Source organism: Occallatibacter gabretensis, from assembly GCF_001449115.1.
Taxonomy (GTDB): domain Bacteria; phylum Acidobacteriota; class Terriglobia; order Terriglobales; family Acidobacteriaceae; genus Telmatobacter; species Telmatobacter gabretensis.
The window spans coordinates 364,766-385,386 of sequence record NZ_LAIJ01000001.1; the positions used below are offsets into that span (position 1 = coordinate 364,766).

17 protein-coding genes and 1 pseudogene are annotated in these 20,621 nt (G+C 57.5%); 8 read left to right on the forward strand and 10 right to left on the reverse strand.

Features of this window, described 5'->3' with window-relative positions:
* The first annotated feature begins 74 nt into the window (after window positions 1-74).
* Window positions 75-1,346, forward strand: a complete 1,272-nt coding sequence (locus tag VO84_RS01490) for a hypothetical protein (protein WP_157439658.1) — start codon at window positions 75-77, stop codon at window positions 1,344-1,346.
* Here the strand turns inward: VO84_RS01490 and VO84_RS01495 are convergent.
* Entirely contained in the window at window positions 1,343-2,974 is a 1,632-nt protein-coding gene (locus tag VO84_RS01495) for an ankyrin repeat domain-containing protein (RefSeq protein ID WP_197413854.1), read from the reverse strand. The two genes, VO84_RS01490 and VO84_RS01495, sit on opposite strands and share 4 nt — an antisense overlap.
* A gap of 185 nt (window positions 2,975-3,159) precedes the next feature.
* Between VO84_RS01495 and VO84_RS01500 the strand changes: the two genes are divergently transcribed.
* The 4 genes and pseudogenes from VO84_RS01500 (at window position 3,160) to VO84_RS01515 (ending at window position 9,007) form a co-directional block, all read left to right on the forward strand.
* Entirely contained in the window at window positions 3,160-4,530 is a 1,371-nt protein-coding gene (locus VO84_RS01500; protein WP_058185499.1) for an MATE family efflux transporter, read from the forward strand.
* Between the two features lie 185 nt (window positions 4,531-4,715).
* Window positions 4,716-6,557, forward strand: a complete 1,842-nt coding sequence (locus VO84_RS01505; RefSeq protein ID WP_058185500.1) for a 2-oxoacid:acceptor oxidoreductase subunit alpha — start codon at window positions 4,716-4,718, stop codon at window positions 6,555-6,557.
* Between the two features lie 106 nt (window positions 6,558-6,663).
* Complete coding sequence (locus VO84_RS01510; protein WP_058185501.1) at window positions 6,664-7,701, forward strand: 2-oxoacid:ferredoxin oxidoreductase subunit beta; 1,038 nt, start codon at window positions 6,664-6,666, stop codon at window positions 7,699-7,701.
* Between the two features lie 333 nt (window positions 7,702-8,034).
* Window positions 8,035-9,007: pseudogene (locus tag VO84_RS01515) on the forward strand (IS110 family RNA-guided transposase).
* A gap of 395 nt (window positions 9,008-9,402) precedes the next feature.
* Here VO84_RS01515 and VO84_RS01520 read toward each other — a convergent pair.
* The 8 genes from VO84_RS01520 to VO84_RS01555 all read right to left on the reverse strand — a co-directional run bounded on the left by VO84_RS01520 (window position 9,403) and on the right by VO84_RS01555 (window position 16,695).
* Entirely contained in the window at window positions 9,403-10,194 is a 792-nt protein-coding gene (locus VO84_RS01520; protein ID WP_058185502.1) for a hypothetical protein, read from the reverse strand.
* A gap of 310 nt (window positions 10,195-10,504) precedes the next feature.
* Window positions 10,505-10,936, reverse strand: a complete 432-nt coding sequence (locus VO84_RS01525; protein ID WP_058185503.1) for a GlcG/HbpS family heme-binding protein — start codon at window positions 10,934-10,936, stop codon at window positions 10,505-10,507.
* 436 nt (window positions 10,937-11,372) lie between these two features.
* Entirely contained in the window at window positions 11,373-12,326 is a 954-nt protein-coding gene (locus tag VO84_RS01530) for a tetratricopeptide repeat protein (RefSeq protein WP_157439659.1), read from the reverse strand.
* A gap of 92 nt (window positions 12,327-12,418) precedes the next feature.
* Window positions 12,419-13,048 carry a peptidoglycan-associated lipoprotein Pal gene (gene pal / locus VO84_RS01535; protein ID WP_082661610.1) on the reverse strand — a complete coding sequence of 210 codons (630 nt, stop codon included), beginning with the start codon at window positions 13,046-13,048 and terminating at the stop codon, window positions 12,419-12,421.
* A gap of 262 nt (window positions 13,049-13,310) precedes the next feature.
* Window positions 13,311-14,657, reverse strand: a complete 1,347-nt coding sequence (gene tolB / locus VO84_RS01540) for a Tol-Pal system beta propeller repeat protein TolB (protein WP_058185506.1) — start codon at window positions 14,655-14,657, stop codon at window positions 13,311-13,313.
* 85 nt (window positions 14,658-14,742) lie between these two features.
* A complete protein-coding gene (locus VO84_RS01545; RefSeq protein WP_058185507.1) occupies window positions 14,743-15,540 on the reverse strand; it encodes a cell envelope integrity protein TolA in 798 nt (265 codons plus the stop codon).
* 4 nt (window positions 15,541-15,544) lie between these two features.
* The gene (locus VO84_RS01550; RefSeq protein ID WP_058185508.1) at window positions 15,545-15,970 is read right to left on the reverse strand and encodes an ExbD/TolR family protein; all 426 of its coding nucleotides are present in this window, start codon (window positions 15,968-15,970) and stop codon (window positions 15,545-15,547) included.
* Window positions 15,971-15,975: 5 nt separating this feature from the next.
* The gene (locus tag VO84_RS01555; protein ID WP_082661600.1) at window positions 15,976-16,695 is read right to left on the reverse strand and encodes a MotA/TolQ/ExbB proton channel family protein; all 720 of its coding nucleotides are present in this window, start codon (window positions 16,693-16,695) and stop codon (window positions 15,976-15,978) included.
* A gap of 245 nt (window positions 16,696-16,940) precedes the next feature.
* Between VO84_RS01555 and recN the strand changes: the two genes are divergently transcribed.
* Window positions 16,941-18,623 carry a DNA repair protein RecN gene (gene recN / locus VO84_RS01560; RefSeq protein ID WP_058185509.1) on the forward strand — a complete coding sequence of 561 codons (1,683 nt, stop codon included), beginning with the start codon at window positions 16,941-16,943 and terminating at the stop codon, window positions 18,621-18,623.
* Window positions 18,624-18,628: 5 nt separating this feature from the next.
* On the opposite strand, the gene VO84_RS01565 is transcribed toward recN, so the two are convergent.
* A complete protein-coding gene (locus VO84_RS01565) occupies window positions 18,629-18,994 on the reverse strand; it encodes a VOC family protein (protein ID WP_058185579.1) in 366 nt (121 codons plus the stop codon).
* 101 nt (window positions 18,995-19,095) lie between these two features.
* Here VO84_RS01565 and VO84_RS01570 point away from each other — a divergent pair, with 101 nt between their 5' ends.
* Both VO84_RS01570 and VO84_RS01575 read left to right on the forward strand, forming a co-directional pair.
* On the forward strand, window positions 19,096-19,392 hold the full coding sequence (locus tag VO84_RS01570; protein WP_058185510.1) for a hypothetical protein: 297 nt from the start codon (window positions 19,096-19,098) through the stop codon (window positions 19,390-19,392).
* A gap of 66 nt (window positions 19,393-19,458) precedes the next feature.
* On the forward strand, window positions 19,459-20,487 hold the full coding sequence (locus tag VO84_RS01575; protein WP_058185511.1) for a 4-hydroxy-3-methylbut-2-enyl diphosphate reductase: 1,029 nt from the start codon (window positions 19,459-19,461) through the stop codon (window positions 20,485-20,487).
* Window positions 20,488-20,621: the final 134 nt, after the last annotated feature.

The following is a 20,621-nucleotide window of genomic DNA, read 5'->3' on the forward strand; positions in this document are numbered from 1 at the left end:
TTTAGTATTCCGAGAATTACGGATTGCAACTCCTACGTAGTTGCAGACATTTGATCCTGCGTTATAATCGCGCCGTGAAATCTGTCGCAATGCTCGCTCTGTTGACCTTCGCAGCGACCTGCGCTGCGCAGAATCCCTGCGTGCCCGGTGCCGTCCCACAAGCAGCGCAACAAGCCACATTCGCCCAGGCCGAGTTGCGTAAGGCTTCGTACGAGGAGATGGACACGAAAATTCCCGCTGCAACAAGTACACATACGCGGGAACTGAAGGACGCCTTAACTCGCACAGCAGACGCAGCTTTCGCCTGTGCTGGATCAGACGCAAATCCCGCCACCCTGCAAGACACACTCGCAAAAGCCCTTCACGCTAATCCGCCACAGCCGCCAGGCAACACTGCGATTCAGAACAACGATCCCCGCTACACAGAAGTCCTCGGCTCCTACGGCCACAATCTGTTAGTGCAAGTGAGTCGCCCTACCAATGTTTCCGGACTTATCGCCGTCCAGTTCTCCATCAACATCGAGTGCGGCAACGACAACATGCTCCTGGTCTACGCTCTGCGTGATGGGTCGTGGAAGCGTCAACTTCGCTGGCAGGCAAACAAACTCGATCAAATATCAGACGCCTTCGGAGACTTTTTCCTCACTGCATTTCTTCCAGGTCAAAACGGCTCATGGCGCCTAGCGGTCGCACACGGAACTCCCTGGTGTACATCTCGATTCAGCGTCTTCGATATCGATGTCCTCGCGCCTGGTAGTAGTGCAGATGTTCCTCGCATCGTGTGGCATATGAGAAGAGATTATTCGCTCGGGGATGCTGAGATTACATTGAAAGCTAATGGCAACACGTTCGATCTACGCCTGAATGCCGACGAGATGGAATTTGTTGAAACCAGTTCCGAGCGGCGTGTCATCTATCGCTACCAGGTAACGGACAACGGCGTCCAACGGATCGGTCCCATCGCCAATCACGCGCGTGGCTTCGTCGAAGAGTGGATTTCAGCGCCGTGGGAGGAGTCACGCAACCTCACGGCATCGGAAAATATCTCCGATCTGGAAAAGGTTCACGACGAATTGAATCCGCCCATTAAGCCAGACGATAAGCAATTTCTCTCACACGGTTCCGGCCCCGTCCGGGCCTGCACCACTCCAGGAGTCTTTCAGGTAGAGATGAGTTCAGTACTGGAAACCAGCGTCCCCGGCAAAAGCGCGATGGATTCAAAGGGTCTGCCAAGCCGTTACTTCCACATCCGCGAAGGAAAAGACGGCTACACCATGCTCTCCGCACCCATCCAACCGGACCCGACTTGCACCGGGCCCGATCTAATGCATTCAGCAGGGAACTAGGATTTACTTTTCGCATACTCCTTCAGCAACTCATCCACCTCTGCATACCCACACGGAATCTCAACGCCATCCAGACTCGTCCCAGCCCTCAGCAGCGGTTCAACCCACTCCGGCGTCCGCCGCCGCTTCCAGTACGAATCCACGCAAGCCCGCACCGCAAGCTGCAGCGCAGTTCGCCCGTCGCCATCCAGCGCATTCACCGGAGTTCTGTGCTCAATCAGCAACTTCATCGCCTCCTGCTGCCCGCGCCATGCCGCCACATGCAGCGCCGTCGAATCCTTCGCAATCTCAAAGTACCCATCACCCTCATACAACGCATCTGATCGCACACCCAACTCCAACAGCCGCTTCATCCCTTCTGTATTTCCATTGCCCGCGAATTGCGCTAGCAGCGTTCCGCCTGCCTTCACTAACTCTGTCTGCAATCCCGGCTCCTCCGCAAGCAAACCCCGAATCGCATCATCGTCTGCCAGCGCACACACGGCTTCCAGCCGATGCACGCCCTCCAGCTTTGTATCGATTCCGCGCTCTGCAAACAGCTTCAACACATCTCCGCGCCCGCGCCGCGCAGCCAGCATTGCCGCTGTAAAGCCAAACTTGTTTTTCAACGTCACATCGCCGCCATGGTCCAGCAGCACCGCAATCGCCTCGGTCCAGTTGTCGCGCTTTACCGCATGGTGCGTTGCGGAAAATCCCCAGTGATTCATGCCGTTCGGATCGGCTCCGTAGCTCAATGCCAGCTTCAAACCCTCAAAGTCATGCCAGTCTGCCTTACGTATCAGAATCGTAGCCATCGCTGTCGCGTTAAACTTCCCGCTCTTCAGCAGAATGTCCAGCACCGTGTTGTCGTACCCCTCCGATACGTGATAAGCCGTCTCGCCGTCATTCACATCTGCACCAAACTCCAACAACAGCTTCGTCAGCTCCGCATTCCGTGCCAGAGCCGACGCGCCATACATCACAGCCTCAAACTCATCCTTAGGCCCAATGTCATACACGTAGTGTTGGAACCATCCAGTATTCGCATCCGCGCCCGCCTCTAGCAGCGCCCGCGCCGTCTTCACAAAGGCATCACTCTTCGTTTCATCCAGCCGCAGATACCGCGAGAAGCACAAATACGTCAGCGCATCCCATCCATGATGCCCACCTTTAGCAGTCGCCAGGCCGTCATCCGCAGCCAGAAACCGCCGCACAGTTGCTTCATCTCCTAGCACTGCAGCCGTATAGATACTCGCAGTCGCGGTCCCCGGCTCCCGCACCAGAATTGCATTCGCCTCATCCAGCGTTCCATCTGTATGACTGCTGCCATCCGTCGGCACAGTCGCGGAAACCAAGAACGCAGCCACGGGATCATCCATCTCAGCCACAACCCGCGCCACTCTCAATCGCTCAATCTCCGCAGCAAACTTCTGCCAGCTTGGAAAGCCATGCTCGCGCGCAATCACCAGTTGCGCATTCGTTAAGGAAGCCATACTCTCGCGCGAAGCAGATTGCCCCGCACGCGTCAAAGCTTCGCCCTCACCATCGCGCCACGCGCGCAGCAGTTCTTTGGCTTGTTTCTTGTATTGTTCAAGGTTTGGACGAGCAGGAAGACTCTTAATAGGCAATGCGCCAGACGAATCAGACATACGAAGCTCCTTTCGGTATGCGCCCGGAATCCGCACTGATCAGGCAGGAAAGAAGTTTCGTTTCAATTGTCTTGCTCTAAGGTGGGCACGGCCCTTTCCGCGGACTGGATGCGCCCTTCGCGCTGCCATCAAATTACCGCAGCCACGCCGCTGCGTCAACCGTCCTCACCCTATACATTGGAATCATGTCGCAAGCCATCCAGCCCGACCAGGTCTCTTCAGATTGGAGAAGGGAACTGCGCGCCATGATCGTGCTCGCCCTCCCTGTCGTCCTCAGTGAAATCGGCTGGATGCTCCAGTCCATCGTCGACACCATCATGGTCGGTGGTCTCGGTCCCTCCGCCATCGGAGCCGTCGCTCTCGGCAATGCCGTCTACTACACCCCGTCCATGTTCGGTTTCGGCCTTCTTCTCGGCCTCGATACCCTCGTCTCGCAAGCCTACGGCCGGGGCGATCACGAAGCCTGCCATCACTGGCTCGCCCAGAGTGTCTATCTCGCCTGTATCATCACCCCGCCGCTCATGCTCTTCGGCATCGCTTTCAGCTTAGGTTTTGCCCACATCGGCATCGCGCCATCCGTCGCCATTCCCGCCGGTGCTTACCTCCGCATTCTCACGCTGGGAACCCTCCCGCTGCTCCTCTACGCCGCCGCCCGCCGCTATCTTCAGGGCGTAGGCCAGGTCCGGGTCATCACCGTCGCCTTCGTCTTCGCCAATATCCTCAACTGGTTCGGCAACTGGGCCCTCATCTACGGCAAATTCGGCTTTCCCCGTCTCGGCGTTCCCGGCTCCGCCATCTCCACCTGCGTTGCGCGCGTTTCCATGGCTGCCATCCTCTTCTTCTACGCCTGGCGCTACGAGGCACGGCGTGGCCATCCGCTCTTCCGCCACTGGGCGCGCATCAGTCTGCTTAAAATCTGTCAGCTCGCGCGCCTCGGCGCACCCGCCGCCGGCCAGATTGTCCTCGAAGTCGGCGCATGGAACCTCGCCACTCTCGCCGCCGGATGGCTCACCCCCGTCCAGCTCGCCACCCACCAGATCGCACTTAATTACGCATCTTTCACCTACATGGTGCCCCTCGGCTTGTCCTCAGCCGCAGCCGTCTCTGTCGGCCACGCCATCGGAGCGGGAGACGTAGCAAAAGCCCGCCGCGCCGGCTGGCTCGCCATTGCCCTCGGTGTTGGCTTCATGCTTCTCGCCGCCATCGCTTTTTTCGTTGCCCCCGGCCCGCTCATCGCCCTCTACACCCGCGACGCCGCCGTCATGGCCGTCGGCCCCAGCCTTCTCGGCCTCGCCGCCATCTTCCAGGTCTTCGATGGCATCCAGGCCGTCTCCACCGGCGCTCTCCGCGGTCTCGGAGAAACCCGTGTCGCCATGTGGGCCAACTTCTTCGGCTACTGGCTCCTCGGCCTGCCCCTCGGCATCGCCTCCTGCTTCCTGCTCCATTGGGGCATTTACGGCCTCTGGATCGGCCTCACCGTCGCTCTAATCGTCATCTCCGTCATCCTCATCTACCGCTGGAACCGCGACTCCAACCGAAGTCTCTCAGTCTCATAGTCTTCAGCCCCTGTTTTCCCCACTCATCCCTCGTCCCCATTTCGGGACTCACCCTCGCCAACACCCCTCCATAAATGGCCCTCATCGCGGGACATCGCACCATTTACGCGGATATAATCGGTATACAGCTAGCGCGGCGGACATTTTTGCTTGCGTAGACTTCTTTTTTAAGGGGATCCCGCCAAATGGCGACAGGAGACCTGGTCCTGGGTCAAGAACAGGGCCAATCTAGCGCACAGCAGCGCGTTGTAAACGACTTCAGCATCAACGTAGCAACGGTGAACGGGTCCGGCTCGCAATCCGCCAATAGCGTTCTGTTGAAAAGCATCTTCGGAATGGGAGTTCCCGTCAGTGGAAAAAATCTCTTCCCGTCGAACATCGCCGGACTGCCCACTTGGTACACCATTCGCGCCAGCAAAGACGGCTACGTAGCCCGCAAGCGCGTTTCGGAAGTACTGGTGGCAATGAACCCAGAAACAGCCAAGAGCGATATCCTTGCTCTTCCCGCCGGTGCAGTCGCCATCTACGATGAGAGTCTCAACCTCAAGCAGTATCGCGATGATGTCGTCTGTTACCCCGTTCCTTTCGACAAGATCACCGCAGCCGTATGCCCTGAGGCCAAGCTCCGCAAGCTCGTCAGGAACATGGTCTATGTGGGCGTCGTCGCGCAGCTTCTCTCGCTTGATCTCACCGTCATCGAGCAATCGGTCAAGAAGCAGTTTGCCAAGAAGCAAAAAGTTTTCGACCTGAACTATGGCGCCGTCAAGGCCGGCTTCGATTTCGCGCAGGAAAAGCTCGTCAAGCAGGACCCCTACGCCATCGAGCACATGAACCAGACCGCCGGCAAAATCATCATCGATGGCAACGCGGCCTGCGGCATGGGCGCGGTCTTCGCGGGTGTCACGGTTGTCGCGTGGTATCCCATCACGCCCTCCACTTCACTCATTGAAGCCACCTCGGACCTGCTTAAGAAGTTCCGCGTCACTCCGGAAGGCAAAGCCACCTTCGCCGTCATCCAGGCAGAAGATGAGCTCGCCGCCGTCGGCATGGTCCTCGGCGCAGGCTGGGCAGGCGCTCGCTCCATGACCTCCACCTCCGGCCCCGGCATCTCGCTCATGGCAGAGTTCGCCGGCCTCGGCTACTTTGCTGAGATCCCCGGCGTCATCTTCGACGTGCAGCGCACCGGCCCCTCCACGGGCATGCCCACGCGCACCTCGCAGGCGGATCTGCTTTCCACTGCTTTCCTCTCGCACGGTGACACCAAGCACATTATCCTGCTCCCCGGCTCCGTCAAGGAGTGCTTCGAGTTGAGCCACGATGCCTTCGATCTCGCCGAGCGCATTCAGACTCCGATCTTCGTCCTCACCGATCTCGACCTCGGCATGAACAACTGGATGTCCGAGCAGTTCGATTACCCGGAGACTCCACTCGATCGCGGCAAGATTCTTACTGCGGAAGATCTCAATAAGCTCGGCAGCTTCGCCCGCTACAAAGACGTCGACGGCGACGCCATCGGCTGGCGCACCCTGCCCGGCACTCGCCATAACAAGGCCGCCTACTTCACTCGCGGCTCCGGCCACAATGAATCCGCCGGCTACACAGAGAAGCCTGAAGAATACCTCGCCGTAATGGATCGCCTCTCGCGCAAGTTCGAGAACGCGCGCAAGCTCGTCCCCGCTCCCATCCTTGAAAGGAACGTCGGTTCAAAGGTTGGCGTCATCGCCTTCGGCACCACCGACTTCGCCCTTAAGGAAAGCCTCGACGAGATCAAGAAGCGTTACAACGTGGATGTCGATTACCTCCGCATCCGCGCCTATCCTTTCGCACATGAGATTCACGACTTCGTCGCCTCGCACGAGCGCGTCTACATCGTGGAGCAGAATCGAGACGCACAGCTCCTGAGCCTGCTCAAGCTCGACCTGCCCGCCGAACAGGCCGTCAAGCTCCGCTCCATTCTCCATTACAACGGTCTGCCGATCGATGCCCTCAGCATCACGGAAGAGTTTGCAACCCGGGAAGGTCTGTAACAGGGCACGGCTGGTAGGCCGGGGATTTATCCCCGGCCTACCAGCCACAAGAAAAGTTTTGGGGCTTTAGCCCCTGAGGGAATCAACCCTCAAAAGGAATTAGAAAATGGCGACATCAACGCCCGCACCTAAAGTCAACCACATCGGCTTGCCCGTCCTGGAATATCGCGGAGGCAAGTCCACGCTCTGCGCCGGATGCGGCCACAACGCCATCTCCGAGCGCATCATCGACGCCATGTATGAGATGGGTGTCGAGCCGGAGCGCGTCATGAAGATGAGCGGCATCGGCTGCTCCTCCAAGTCGCCGGCTTACTTCATGTCCCGCTCGCACAGCTTCAACTCCGTGCACGGCCGCATGCCTTCAGTCTCCACAGGCGCAATTCTCGCCAACCACACCATGACCATGCTCGGCGTCTCCGGCGACGGCGACACCGCATCCATCGGCATGGGACAGTTTGTGCATCTTCTTCGCCGCAATCTCCCGATGATCTACATCATCGAAGACAACGGCGTCTACGGCCTCACCAAGGGACAGTTCTCCGCCACCGCCGACATCGGCTCCAAGCTCAAGACCGGCATCGTCAACGACCTCCCGGCTATCGATACCTGCTCGCTCGCCATCCAGCTTGGCGCAACCTTCGTCGGTCGTTCTTTCTCCGGCGACAAGAAGCAGCTTCTCGCCATGCTCAAGGCGGCCATCGCGCACAAGGGCACGGTCATGCTCGATGTCATCAGCCCCTGCGTCACCTTCAATGATCACGAAGGCTCCACCAAGAGCTACAAGTTCATGCAGGAACACGACGAGCCCATCAATGAGCTCGGCTTCGTCGCCAGCTTTGAAGACATCCACGTCGACTACGACCCCGGCACCACCTATGACGTCGAGATGCACGATGGCTCCAGCCTTCGCCTACGCAAGCTCCGCGAAGACTACGACCCAACGGACAAGATCAAGGCCGTGCAGCTCCTCATGGACTCGCACGCCAAAGGCGAAGTCCTCACCGGCGTCTTCTACATCGACACGCAGAAGTCCTCGTTCACAGACCTGCTCAATCTGGTCGACGAACCCCTCGGCCAGCAGCCCGAATCGGTGACGCGTCCCTCCAAGGCCGTCCTCGACCAGCTAATGACCAGCCTGCAATAAGTACTTGCTTTGAAAGGGCACGGCTTTAGCCGTGCCAAAGCCAGGGATTATTTCCTTGTACTTTCCAACAAAAGCCCCGCTTCGGCGGGGCTTTTCTATTCTTCAAGTTTTCCCACAAAATCAGACATTGTCATCCTTGTATCTCTGAGTAAGCGGCAGTTTTGATAGAAACTGTTGCGTTGGGGGAGCCGAGGCATCGGCTCCCCCGCGGGCGGACGGCACCCGTTCATCCTGTGGTCTTTTGGACCGACGTTCAGCACAGGGACCGCTGCCCAAGTCACGTACGACCGAACAGTCGCAGGACACTCAGTCGCACTTACAAGGAAGGTTACCGTGACAGGGATCATCTGTGGAGTGGATATCGCCTCTTCGTCTCTGGAGGCGTGCATCGGGCGCTTCGGTCCATCCGAGCGTTTTGCCAATAACCCCGCCGGCATCGCCGCACTGGCCGCCTTCTGTGGCGCGCACCAGGTCGAACTGGTAGCCATGGAAGCCACTGGCGGCTACGAACAGCAGGCCTTCGCGCAGCTATCCGAGCACGGCCTGCCCACCGCCATCCTCAACCCGCGCGCGGTGCGCCAGTTTGCTCAAAGCATGGGCCGGCTGGAAAAGACCGACGCGATCGACGCCGCCATGATCGCCTTTTTACGCCGAAGTCAAAAAGTGCCCGCCCATGTGTCTTGCGCCGCGCGCCCAGCGGCATCTGCGCGCCCTGGCTACACGCCTGCGCCAGCTCACCGAAGTGCGCACCGCGCAGCTGAATCAGCAGCGGCTCATCGCCGAGCCTCTTGTACAAGCTTCTTTCGACGATCTGTTGGCGCTCATCGCCCTCCAGATCCGCGATCTGGAACAGAAGATCGCCGCCCTGATCGAAGCCGACCCGCTGTGGCGCGAACTCAACCAGGCTTTTCGCTCCATCAAGGGCGTGGCCAGCCGCACCGTCGCGCGTCTCATGGCGGAGATGCCCGAGATCGGCGCCTTATCGAACAAGACCATCTCGAAGCTGGCTGGAGTAGCGCCTCTGGCCGCGGACTCGGGCAAGCATCAGGGCAAGCGCCGTGTGCGCGGCGGCCGTAGTTCAGTGCGCGAAATCCTCTTCATCGTGGCCAGCGTGGTGGGTCGCTACGAACCCGACTTCGTCGCTTTTCAGCAACGCCTGCGAGCAGCCGTCAAGCCTCCAAAAGTCGTTCGCATCGCGCTGGCTCACAAGCTGCTGGTCCGCCTCAACGCCAAGGCCCGCGAAGTCCGCCAGCGCACGTCGCAAGTATCGCCATACCGTCAGCTGGAAGCCGTAACGGCAGGTTAATCTCAGCCCGCCGCCGCAGCCGAGGATGTGGGAAAGCGGGAAAACAGCACCACCGTTTTTCCGCTTTTCCATATCCTGCCTTGACAAACCCAGACAGTCGCTGAATGGAGCCGCTTTCTTCAGGCGAAGTGAAGGATCTGCGGTTGCTACTAGGTTCGGACTGAGCCTTTGGGACAGAAATAGTCTTGTGAACAATGGCGAGAGTTGTTTAAAACCTTCCAGCTTGATTTCTAAAAGTAAGCCGACTTAAGGGGGTTGATCGGGAGCATCGCGAACGGACTCTGGGTTGAGGTTTGTGGCATCTCCCGGTCCCCAAGAGCGAGGGACCGAGGCCATCCGCCAATCGAGGATACGCCAAGTCCGTTCGATATCCAACCAAATCTTTATCCTGTCGGTCATTCTAACTTTGGAGATCGTGGATGACGCGCCTTCAGACGGTCCGATGCGGTGACGTGGATGGCCAGTCCGTAGCGCTGCAGCATAGGGACCAGGACCTGCTCGAACATTTCCTGTTCATGGGGACCGATGATGATCTCGGTCACCAGCTTTTCAGGGTCGCAGGAAACTTCAATTCCCCGCGGCCAGTGTCTGATGTATTCTCCACCTGGGCTAAGAGAGTACGGCGCTATGGGTAATTCACATACTTCTCCGAGACCCGAAAGGACTCCTCGCAGTTCCTGCTCATGCTCGTACGACAGGTCTTTGCGCATGACCATTGGTAGCGCATTCAGGTGCCACGCGACTGTGCTCCATTCCACATATTTCACTCGGCCGATGAAGACCTTGCGCGGGTGGGCTCTGAGTGTCTCTTTGAACCGCCCGACGGTAGACTTGATTGCCACCACACCGCTGCCCTTCCCGTAGATGTCCCACATGGCAATCGACTCCGTTATCGCAGCTCGCCAGCAGATGACGTACATAGTCTCGCGGTACTTATGCGTCATGTCCACGTACTGCTCTACGAGAGTGGGTCCGCTTAGCGGCGAAGATGGAGGCGGAAGAGCGCGAAGGTACTTGACTTCCGCGTCGGTGTGCGTTCCCTCCAGCGGATCTTCAAAGGTGTTGACGCGGGCAAACCACAGTCGACGGTGCTCGATCAGATCGACCAGCTTCACAAAGTCCAGGTAGCGCCACAGAATCGTGTCATCGGGTGGCGTTTCGAACTCCGGGTGGGCTTCGTAAGGCATGGCTTCTCCGGTTCAGAATACTGCCCGGCACGTGCCCGAGTCGCATTCAATGCCGCGGCGGACCGACCGTTCTTGAAGCTAGAACAGATAGTTTGCACAAAATTAGCCCCATTTATGCTTTACTCATAATCAGCAGAAAAAGACGGCCCGAATCCATGTGGATTCGGGCCGTTTACTTTTTCTTATTCCGAATTTCTTGTTACCAGCTGCTCACTTTACGCCGCCGCCTTGATCAAAATCCCTCTAGCCTTGTGGCGCGTCCTGCAGGCTCACCACTGCGGTGTTCACGATCATCGCAATCGGCAGCCTGTCAGCTTGCAAATCGAGCCGCAGCAGCTTCCGCCACAGCCTGATCCTCTTTTCCCAAGCCACCGCTCACGCCCACCGCGCCCACAACCTCGCCATCGCGCTTGAGAGGCACGCCTCCGGCAAAGATCATGATCCGGCCATGATTCGATGCATGGATGCCGAAAAACTGACCGCCGCTCTGCGAATGTTCGGCCAAAGCTCCGGTCTCAATGTTAAAAGCCCGCGACGTGAATGCTTTGTTCTGGGCAATATCAATGCTGCCGATCCACGCACCATCCATGCGCGCAAAAGCCACCAGGTTCGCGCCCGCATCTACCACCGCAATATTCATCGGCACACCAATCTCATGTGCCTTCTGCTCACCGGCCAGAATGATCTCCCTGGCTTCTTCCAAAGAAACTCCGAGCGCCTTTGCCGCTGCCTGCTTAGCCATTTTTCCTCCTGAAACTAATAGTAGAATCCTATCCACAGTGCCATACAGGTCCACCGCCGGAACACCGCTCTGATGCGCTGTGCGCGAGGTGAGTAGCTTGGAACACGATCGTATTTCATAGTTACCAAAGTCCATTGGACCTTCGTGCAAATCCCTCCAAATAGTTTGCGTAGAATTAACCCCATTTGTGCTTTACTCATAATTAGCAGAAGAAAAACGGCCCGAATCCATCATGGATTCGGGCCGTTGTCTTTAGGGGAGGGTAGGGTACCCCTCCCCCATCCCCTCTGCACCGGAAATTGTGCAAAAAGACTTGCTTCACCTGTGCAGCCTGCACAGTTTCAGAATGAAGATCGCATAAAGATTTTCGCAAGAACTGTGGGACCGTCGGCAACCGCAACAAACCAAACTACTTCAGAAGCACAGTCGCACAGGATTACTCAGTCGGTCTTGTCGAAGCGGTGGGCGTGATCTTCACGCCCATCCCATTCAGCTTGCTTCGCGCCTGCATCGCCTCCGGTTTATCCGGATGCTTCTGAATCAGCGCTCGCAGCTCATGCACCCCCGCATCTTTCTTGTTCATCAACAGCAGCGCATAGCCCTTATGCAATTGCGCCGCCGGAGCCTTTGAGCTGTTCGGAAAGGTCTCGAGCACCACGTTGTAAGCTTTCACCGCACCAGTATAATCCTGACCCTTGTACGAAATCTCGCCCAGGTAGAACTGCGCCCCGCCGGCCATATCATCCTGCGGATAGTAGTTCACTACATCCTGAAACTCGCTCTGCGAAACCTGGTACTTGCCGCTGTTGTAATCTCGCACACCCGCCTGATATGTCTCCTGCAGCGGCGGAGCCGGATTCGCCGCGGGTCCCGCAGCAGGTGCACCACCGCCATTGTTCGCCGTTCCACCACCAGCGCCCGGGCCCGGCGCTGGCGTACCACCACCTGAAGGAGCAGGCTGCTGCTGTTGCTGCTGGGTATTCTGAATCTGCGTCTGCAATTCCTGAACAGACCGATCCAGCTTCGCCAGTCGCGCCTTCACCTCATCAATCGAATCATTCACCGACTGCATCTGACCGGAAGCCGTATCCACCTTGCCGCTCAAAGCCTCATTCTGCGTGGCCAGCTTCCGTTGCAAATCGTCCATCGCCGCGGAAACGCGGTTTGAGTTGTCCGCAGTTTGCTCCGCAAGATGCTGCAGCACGCCCATCTTTGAGTCCACAGTAGACTGAAGCCGCTGCACCGAATCCACAAGCTGATCCACGCGATCCTTCAGCGCCTGTATATCTTCTTTGGTGCCTGCATGGCTGGGCACAGGTGCAAAGACAAACAGAGCCGTGGTAATCAGCGCGGCAGTAAAGTAGGGACGGATTGTATTAAATCTCTTCATATATTCACCCGCTTCAAACGTTGTGGCCCACATCTTGTTTTAAAGACGTGGACCACAACATTTCATTTCATTTTAGATTTTAATCAAGTGATTTACTTATCAATCGCAAATCCTGCACGGCGATTCTGCTGCCAGCAGTCCTCAGTGGATTGTGTGCAGAACGGTTTTTCCTTGCCATAGCTGATCACTCGGATGCGCGAAGCCGACACGCCCGCGTTCACCAGCGCATTCTTTGCTGCCTCGGCGCGATTCTGACCCAGGCCAAGGTTGTACTCATTCGAGCCGCGCTCATCGCAATAGCCGCCGATGATGAATCGAATATCTGGATGGCTGTTCAGATACGCAGCATCCCTGGACAGTGTCGATTGCGCGTCCGAGCGAATATCCGCAGAGTCATAGTCGTAGAAGATGTCCTGCACATTCGCATGGAATGCCTGATCGTCGCTCATCCCGCTCGTGGGAGCCGAAACAGCCGGCGCACCGCTGACGGTCACGCGCGCCGTCGACTCTGCCACGCCGCCCGGGCCGCGTGCCACCAGGTGATAGCTGGTAGAGCTGGTCGGCTGCACGTTCTTCACTCCGCCGGAAGGTACCTGCCCGATGCCGTCAATCGTGACGCTGTCAGCATCCGTCGTACGCCAGGAAAGCACAATCTGATCACCTGCGGAGATTGATGTCGGCGTCGCGGTGATCTGTGCGGTTGGAGCCGGCGCTGTAGCCATAGGCGCAGTTTCCGCCTGCGGCGGGGCTGGCTTTTCTTTCTTCTTGCATCCAGATACAGCTGCAAGGGATGCCAACAGTAAGACAGGAACGAGCAGACGATTAAAATATTTCAAAGTGCATCTCCTTCTACGGGTTAAAGGAATCGTTGTAAATCCGTCCAATGAAATTTTAGACCTTTTCAGCACGACAGATTCCCATAATGCGGCTCAAATCGTTGCACTTAACCGTTAGGATGCCGCATCCTCGGGTTGGTTTGCACATTTATTTCCAGCTCCAGTTCGGCATAAAGTTGTTGCCGGAGCGTGTCAGGGGATGCTGCTCCGTCCCGTCGGCGAGCATCGTCCAGATCTCGCTGTGTCCGCCTGCCGCCCGCTCAAAGACAATATGCCGTCCATCCGGCGCCCAGAAGGGAAAATCATTATTTCCAGATTCATGAGTGAGCTGCATCCAGCGCTTGCTGGCAATATCGATTACGTAAATGTCCTGTCCGCCCGGATCTCCCGGCCCATATTTACGGTTCCATGCGAAGGTCAGAAACTGCCCGTTCGGTGACCACGAGGGCGAAATCGCATATCCGCCATCCGTCAGCCGTTGCACATTGGAGCCATCCTGATCCATGGTGTAAATCTGCGGCAGCCCGGTGCGTCCGCTCACAAAAGCCAGCTGCGCGTTCGTCCGCGGGTTCCACGTCGGAGAAACATCTGCCTTCCGGAAAGCCGTAATCTGTTTCGGCCCTCCGCCATTGGCATCCGAAATCCATATCTCCGATGCGCCGGAGCGTGCCGAGGAGAACGCAATCTTGTTTCCGTCCGCAGACCATGCCGGGCTGAAATTACTTCCGCCCGCCGTTCCACCAGTAAAACTCACCATCCGGCCCAGATCGAGCGAGAACATGCGAATCGACCAACCATCCTTGCCGAGAGAAGCAAAGGCCAGTCTGCTGTTATCCGGCGAAATGCGCGGCGAAAGCGAAATCGCTCCAAGGCGCGTAATCGGGTGTTGATTCTGCCCGTCGTAGTCCATGGCCCAGATTTCTTTAGACCCTGAGCGCGAGCTGACGAAATAAATCTTTGTTTCGGCAATGCCGTTAATGCCGCCGCCCAGCCGCAGAATAATCTCATCCGCAAAGCGATGAGCGATCGTCCGCGCCATCTCCTGGCTTGCCGTTTCGTTGTATTGGCGCGTCAGAATCTGCGAGTTCGCTGTGTTCGCGGTATCGAAGAGCCAGCCATTGACCATCACCTTTCCGCCGGAGACAGAAAGCGCGCCGAAAGCCACCATCTGCGCACTTGCCGGCGCAGCAGCCCAATCCTGCAGGTGAATTTCCTGCGGGGATCCGGCCACGGCCTGCGGAATCATGCTCTTCGAAACCAGGTCGAAGATACCCGCGGTTGACAGGTCGTTATAGAGCGTCGTGTCAAACGTCGCTTTCAGCGAGGGCGTTTGCGGATCCTCATTCGCGGACTTGAAATCCGCCGCAGCAATGCGGATGCGGGCGTTGCCCAGGTTCGATCCGGTATGAATCCAGTCCTGTGCATGGAGTGCCTGCGTAAACATGCCGACATACGCAAGTAAAGCGGGGAAGATAAATCGGAAATAAGGCTTCATTCTGCTAGCTATCCCTCCTCGTCATCGTGCCGGGCAAATAATCTATACGCTCGGCTGTTGCCGGTGAGCCGGTTATGCATCTTGTTTAAAACTCACAATAATACGATGTAATCACTGTGCTCCCGTTGTACGCCGGTGGTAAAGGACCAAAGGAATCGACGCGCTGCGCCGCGCGAAGGCACTCTCGATCGAGCGATGGACTGCCGCTCGACTTATCCATTTGAACATCACTCAGCGTTCCATCCTTATGAATGGTGAAGAGAATGAAAGCCTTGGTTCCCTTCGGAGTTCGTGAATCCACAAGCTGCATGCTGGAATTAGCCGCCATCTTCCGTTGGATGCCCTGGATGTAATACGGAAACATGCTGCCAAAGTCGCTGCCTTTTACATTCACAGGCCCGTTCACTGTCTGCTGTCCCTGCACGGCGCGGGGAAGATTGTTCGCTGCCTGCTCGCCATACTGCGCTCGGTTTGTGGGTGGCGGAGGCGGCTGTTTGCTGGGAGTCGCCTTTGGAGCGGGTTTCTGCTGCTTAAGCTTCTCCGGCTTGCCCTGGATCGGAATCGCTTTATCGTCGATCTGCGGCGCAGCTTTTGGTGCGGGAGGAGCAGGCGCCGGGCTGGGCTTTTCAGTAGCCAGAACATTCTCGTTCGGCGGCTGTGTGCTCGGCAGCGGAATCGTGTTCGTGACATTCACCTGGATCGCGCCGCCAACAGTAGCGCCACCCCAGTTGTTGGAGTGGAAGAAACCTCCGGCCACCGCATACACAACCGCCAGAGCAGCAAGGCCCAGATGCAGCAACAAAGAACCCGTTGCAGGGGCCGCAAACGGCTCTCCCGCGAGCTCTTGCTCCAGGTGTTCCTCGCCTTCCAGAAGATTGCTCATCGTTCTATCGGCCTGCCGTCTTGCCTTCCAGCGGCTGCGTAACAATCGAGATATTCGTAATCCCTGCCTGCTTCACCGCATCCATCGCACTGGCAAAGACTCCAAATTCCACGCGCTCGTCGGCGCGCAGATAAATTACCTGGTGCGACGGATCGACGCCGGAGCGCAGCATCGCGGGTAGTGCATGGATGTTTACTGGCTTGTCGCCCAGAAACAGGGAGCCATCGCGGTCAATCGTCAGCACAATGCGCTGTTCGGTAATCTCTTTCACCGTGCGCGTCTTGGGAACTACTACCTCAATGCCCGATTGCAGCACCGGCGCGGTAATCATAAAGATCACCAGCAGCACCAGTACCACATCCACCAGCGGAGTGATATTGATCTCCGCCAGTGAAGTCTGTGTCCGTCCGTTCGCAGTAGTAAATGCCACAGCAGTTAACCTCGCGTTGGCAGCTCTCGTCCGCCCTCGGGAATGGTGCGTGGCATGGAGCCAGGCATTGCGCTCGGAACGGATCCGGCAGAGCGCACAGGAATTTCCTCCATCGAATTCAACAGCTCACGGCTGAAGTCGTCGATGGTTGCTGCAAAGACACGGAGCCGCGCGGCAAACTGGTTATACGCCACAAGTGCAGGCACGGCCACAAACAGGCCAGCCGCTGTGGTCACAAGCGCCTCGCTGATGCCCGGCGCCACCGCGCGCAGTGTTGCCGCCCCGGCAGTTCCAAGACCATGGAATGCATCCACCACGCCCATCACCGTGCCAAACAGTCCCACGAACGGACTCACTGCTGCAATCGTCGCAAGCCACGTCAGCCGCCGCTCCAGGTTCGTCACGGCCTCGCTGGCCGCTGTCTGCGCTGAGCGCTCCAGCGGCGCCATATTGCGCGGCGGCCCGCTGCCTCCGGTCTGGCGCTTGTAGGTCTCGTAAACATCCTCAAAGACCTGCGCCAGCGGGCTCGACTTGAAGTCTGCTGCCAATGTGGAAATCTCCTGCAGCCGCGATGCCTTGCGGAAGGAGCGGATAAATCTGCGGCTCTGGTCCGTCACCCGCTTGAAAGTGCCAAGCTTGCCCAGGATAATCGTCCATGAATAAAGACTCGCAATGAGCAATATGATCAGTACGCCCATCGCAATGGGGCCCATATTACTTGCCATCTCGGTCAGCGCGCCTGCGCCGTGGGAAAGACCGCCTGCCGCCGGGGCAGCGGTCGTATCGCTCTCAGCCTGGAAAATAAGGAGAAACGCTGCTATAAAAATCGGCTTTCACCTCTGGATTTCACGGTATCAGACGCAGACAGGTACTCCAAGTTATCGAGATGGTGCCACCTGCGCTATTCGTTGCTTCTGAAACAGCGATAGGCTCGCCGCACATGCTATGCTGCGCACGGATTCGATCAAAAATGCTCATTGAGCTGCGCGCGGAAAACTACGCTGTCATCGATCACGCTATCGCTGTCTTCGGGCCTGGGCTCAACCTGCTCACCGGCGAGACCGGCGCAGGCAAATCCATTCTCGTCGACGCGCTCGCGCTGCTTATGGGCGGCAAGTCTTCGGCAGAAATCGTGCGCCATGGCGCAGAGAAAGCTGTCGTCGCCTGTGTCTTTGAGTCCACACCCGTAGCCGAATCGGTCCTCGAAGAAAACGGCATAGACTCTGAAGGCGCCGAGATCATCCTTCGCCGTGAAGTTCTCGCCAATGGCAAAGGCCGTGTCTTCGTAAACAACCAGCCCGCCACAGTCAGCGTGCTCAAGCAACTCGCGCCGGAACTGGCGCTTGTGCACGCGCAGAGTGAGACACTTTCCAGCTTCGATCAGGCCCAGCAGAAACATCTTCTCGACCGTTTCGGTGGAATCTCCACATACGCTGTCGAAGCCTCTTATTCAACCTGGAAGGAAGCATCCGAAAGGCTCACCGACCTGCTGCAGGGCGAAGCTGATCGGCTCAAAATGGTCGATCTCTGGAGCTATCAAGTTAAAGAAATCGAGACCGCGCATCTCGAAGCTGGCGAAGACGAAGCTCTTGAAACCGAAAAGCGTGTCCTGGCCAACGCCGAAAAGCTCTACGCCGCCGCTATGGGAGCCTTCGATCAGCTTTATGAAGGCGGGGACTCAGCCGAAGTAGGTCTCCGCGCCGCCATCCGCAACGTCGAAGAGCTCGCCCGTTACGACAGCAAATTTACAGAAGCTGTACAACAGCTTCAATCCGCCCGCGCCATAGTCGGCGACGTCGCCGCTACACTCCGCGACTACGCAGAGGGGATTAACGCAAGCCCGGAGCGCCTCTCTGAAATCGAAGATCGTCTCGCCGCCCTCGACCGCCTCAAGCGTAAATACGGCAAGTCCGTCGCCGAAGTTATTGCCTATGGGGAAGAGGTCAGCCGCAAGCTAGCCGAAGTCGAGAACCGCGACGAAGCCCTCAAGACGTTGCGCGCAGCGGTGCAGCAATCTTCCGACGAGTACAAAAAAGCTGCCTCCACACTCACAGCCGCCCGCAAGTCCGCCGCCGAAAAGCTCACAAAGCAGGCCGAAGCACAAATCAACTCGCTCGCCATGAAAGTCAAGTTTGAAATCGCCGTCCTCGATCTGCAGGATGATGCGCAGTGGACAGCCAACGGCTGGGATGAGGTCGAGTACCGCATCGCCACCAACACCGGCGAACCCCTCAAGCCTCTGCATGAGATCGCCTCCGGCGGCGAGATGAGCCGCGTTATGCTCGCGCTTAAAGTCGCTGTTGAAGAGCACTCTTCGAAAGTTGACAGAAAAATCCCAACCCCACGCACGCTTGTCTTTGACGAAATCGACATCGGCATCGGAGGCCGTGCCGCCGATGCCGTCGGCCACAAGCTCAAGGCTCTCAGCCGTGGCCAGCAGGTCCTCTGCGTCACTCACTTGCCGCAGATTGCCGCCTTCGCCGACCAGCATTTTCTTATCGAAAAGAAGGAAGCCGACGGCCGCACCAAGACCAATGTCCGCCTGCTTGATCAACGCGCCAGCACCCACGAAGTCGCCCGCATGTTAAGCGGCGCCAAGGTGACCGACACCAGCCTCCAGCACGCCGCTCAGATGATCGCCGCAAGCAAGTAGTCCTATTACCTGCTCGAAAATACAAATACATTTCCATCTGGATCTTTGAACTTCGCCATCGTGCCCCACACTTCTTTACGCGGTTCTTCTTCCAGCTCCACGTCGTTGTTCTTCAGCATTGCCGCCGTTGCAAACACATCGTCGCACCAGAACGTCATTGGCTGAAACCCGCCAATGCGGCTCTCGTGCCCCGGCGGCGTAAAGAGCGCTAGGCTCGTCGCTGACCCAGGAATCGAAAGCTCAATCCACCGCTGCCCCGGTCCCATCGGCTGATCGGTCGCCACCTTGAACCCGAGCTTTTCTGTGTAAAACTTTAGCGCCACATCCTGATCGCTCACCGGAATACTCACAATCTTGACTCCGCGAATCATTTCGTTCTCCTCCTGATTCCTCGGACCATAACCCGCAACTTCCGCAAATGCAATCGGGTAGATATTGCTATAGTTTTGGTTGATAGAGTCAGGCATTGCCCATGATTCAGCTCGATGATTACGTGACAGATGTGCTCATGCGCGACCTCATCGGGCATGACAAGCGCCCCGTCGCGTTCCTCGTCTATCTCTGGCTCGCTGCCGAGCAGCAGCAGCGCAATGCACCCGTCCAGATCAGCTATCAGGAACTCGCCGAATCCATCGGCGTATCGCGCAGCTCCGCGCAAACTTCCGTTGGCTGGCTTCTTCGCCGCAAGTTACTTGAGGCAACACGCACCAGCGTCACGGCAACACCCTCCTACAGCGCGCTGACCCCGTGGCGAAGAGGAAATGAATAGTTCAAGCAGATCGCCGGAACCCCGCTTCCAACTCCCCAATTATCCGAAGGTTGATATACTAGTAACGTGACTTCTATCGCTTTCGACCCTATCTCGACAGACGCCTACACGGGCGCTCCTGCAACTGAGAAACGCGTGCTGCTGCTCAAGCCTCGCGGCTTCTGCGCAGGCGTCGTTCGCGCAATCGACATCGTCAAAATCGCTCTCGAAACCTTTGGCGCACCTATTTACGTCCGTCGCGAGATTGTCCATAACCGCTACGTTGTCAATGAGCTGGCGGAAAAGGGTGCGATCTTCGTTCATGAAATCGACGACGTTCCGGACGGCCAGCGCGTGATTTACTCTGCGCACGGCGTCTCGCCGGCGGTTCGTGAGCGCAGCAAGGGCCGCAACCTCAGGGTCATTGATGCCACCTGCCCGCTCGTCACCAAGGTCCACATCGAAGCCGTCAAATTTGCCAAGCAAGGCTATTCACTGGTCCTGGTCGGCCATCGCGACCACGATGAGATCGAAGGCACCTTCGGCGAGGCGCCGGATGTAACCCAAATTGTCTCAAGCCCCGAGGAAGTTGCCACTCTCGAGGTTCCTGATCCCAACCGTGTCGCATACCTCACGCAAACCACGCTTTCGCTCGACGAAGCACGCGACATCATCCAGGCCCTCAAGATCAAATTTCCGAACATAGCCGGACCTCATTCGCAAGACATCTGCTACGCCACCGAGAATCGCCAGACAGCCGTGCGCAACGTCGCTCATCAGGCAGACCTGGTTCTTGTCGTCGGCTCTACCAACAGTTCCAATTCCAACCGTCTCGTTGAGGTATCGCGAAATCTCGGAACCATCGGTTACCTGATCGATAACTCCACAGCCATCGACCCTAAATGGTTGGAAAACGTCCAGAATGTTGCCGTTACAGCAGGCGCTTCAGCACCTGAGATTCTCGTCGAGGACGTTGTGAATTATTTGCGTCAAAACGGTTTCGGGAGCGTCGAAGAAATAGAGGTAATGCCGGAAAATGTTCGCTTCGGCTTGCCTCCGGAGATCGTACAAGCCATCGGCGGAGCGGGCGGGGGCCAGCCTGTTCCGGTTCACTAGCAAAAGCCGCAGCAGAGGCTAGGGAAACCCTCGGGTTCCTGTGCAGGTGAAACTTTGAGCAGAGTTGAGGCGCGCTTATGATTTCTTTGCGTGTTTTTCAGTTAAATTAACGGCTAAGCTGTATGGCTGGACCG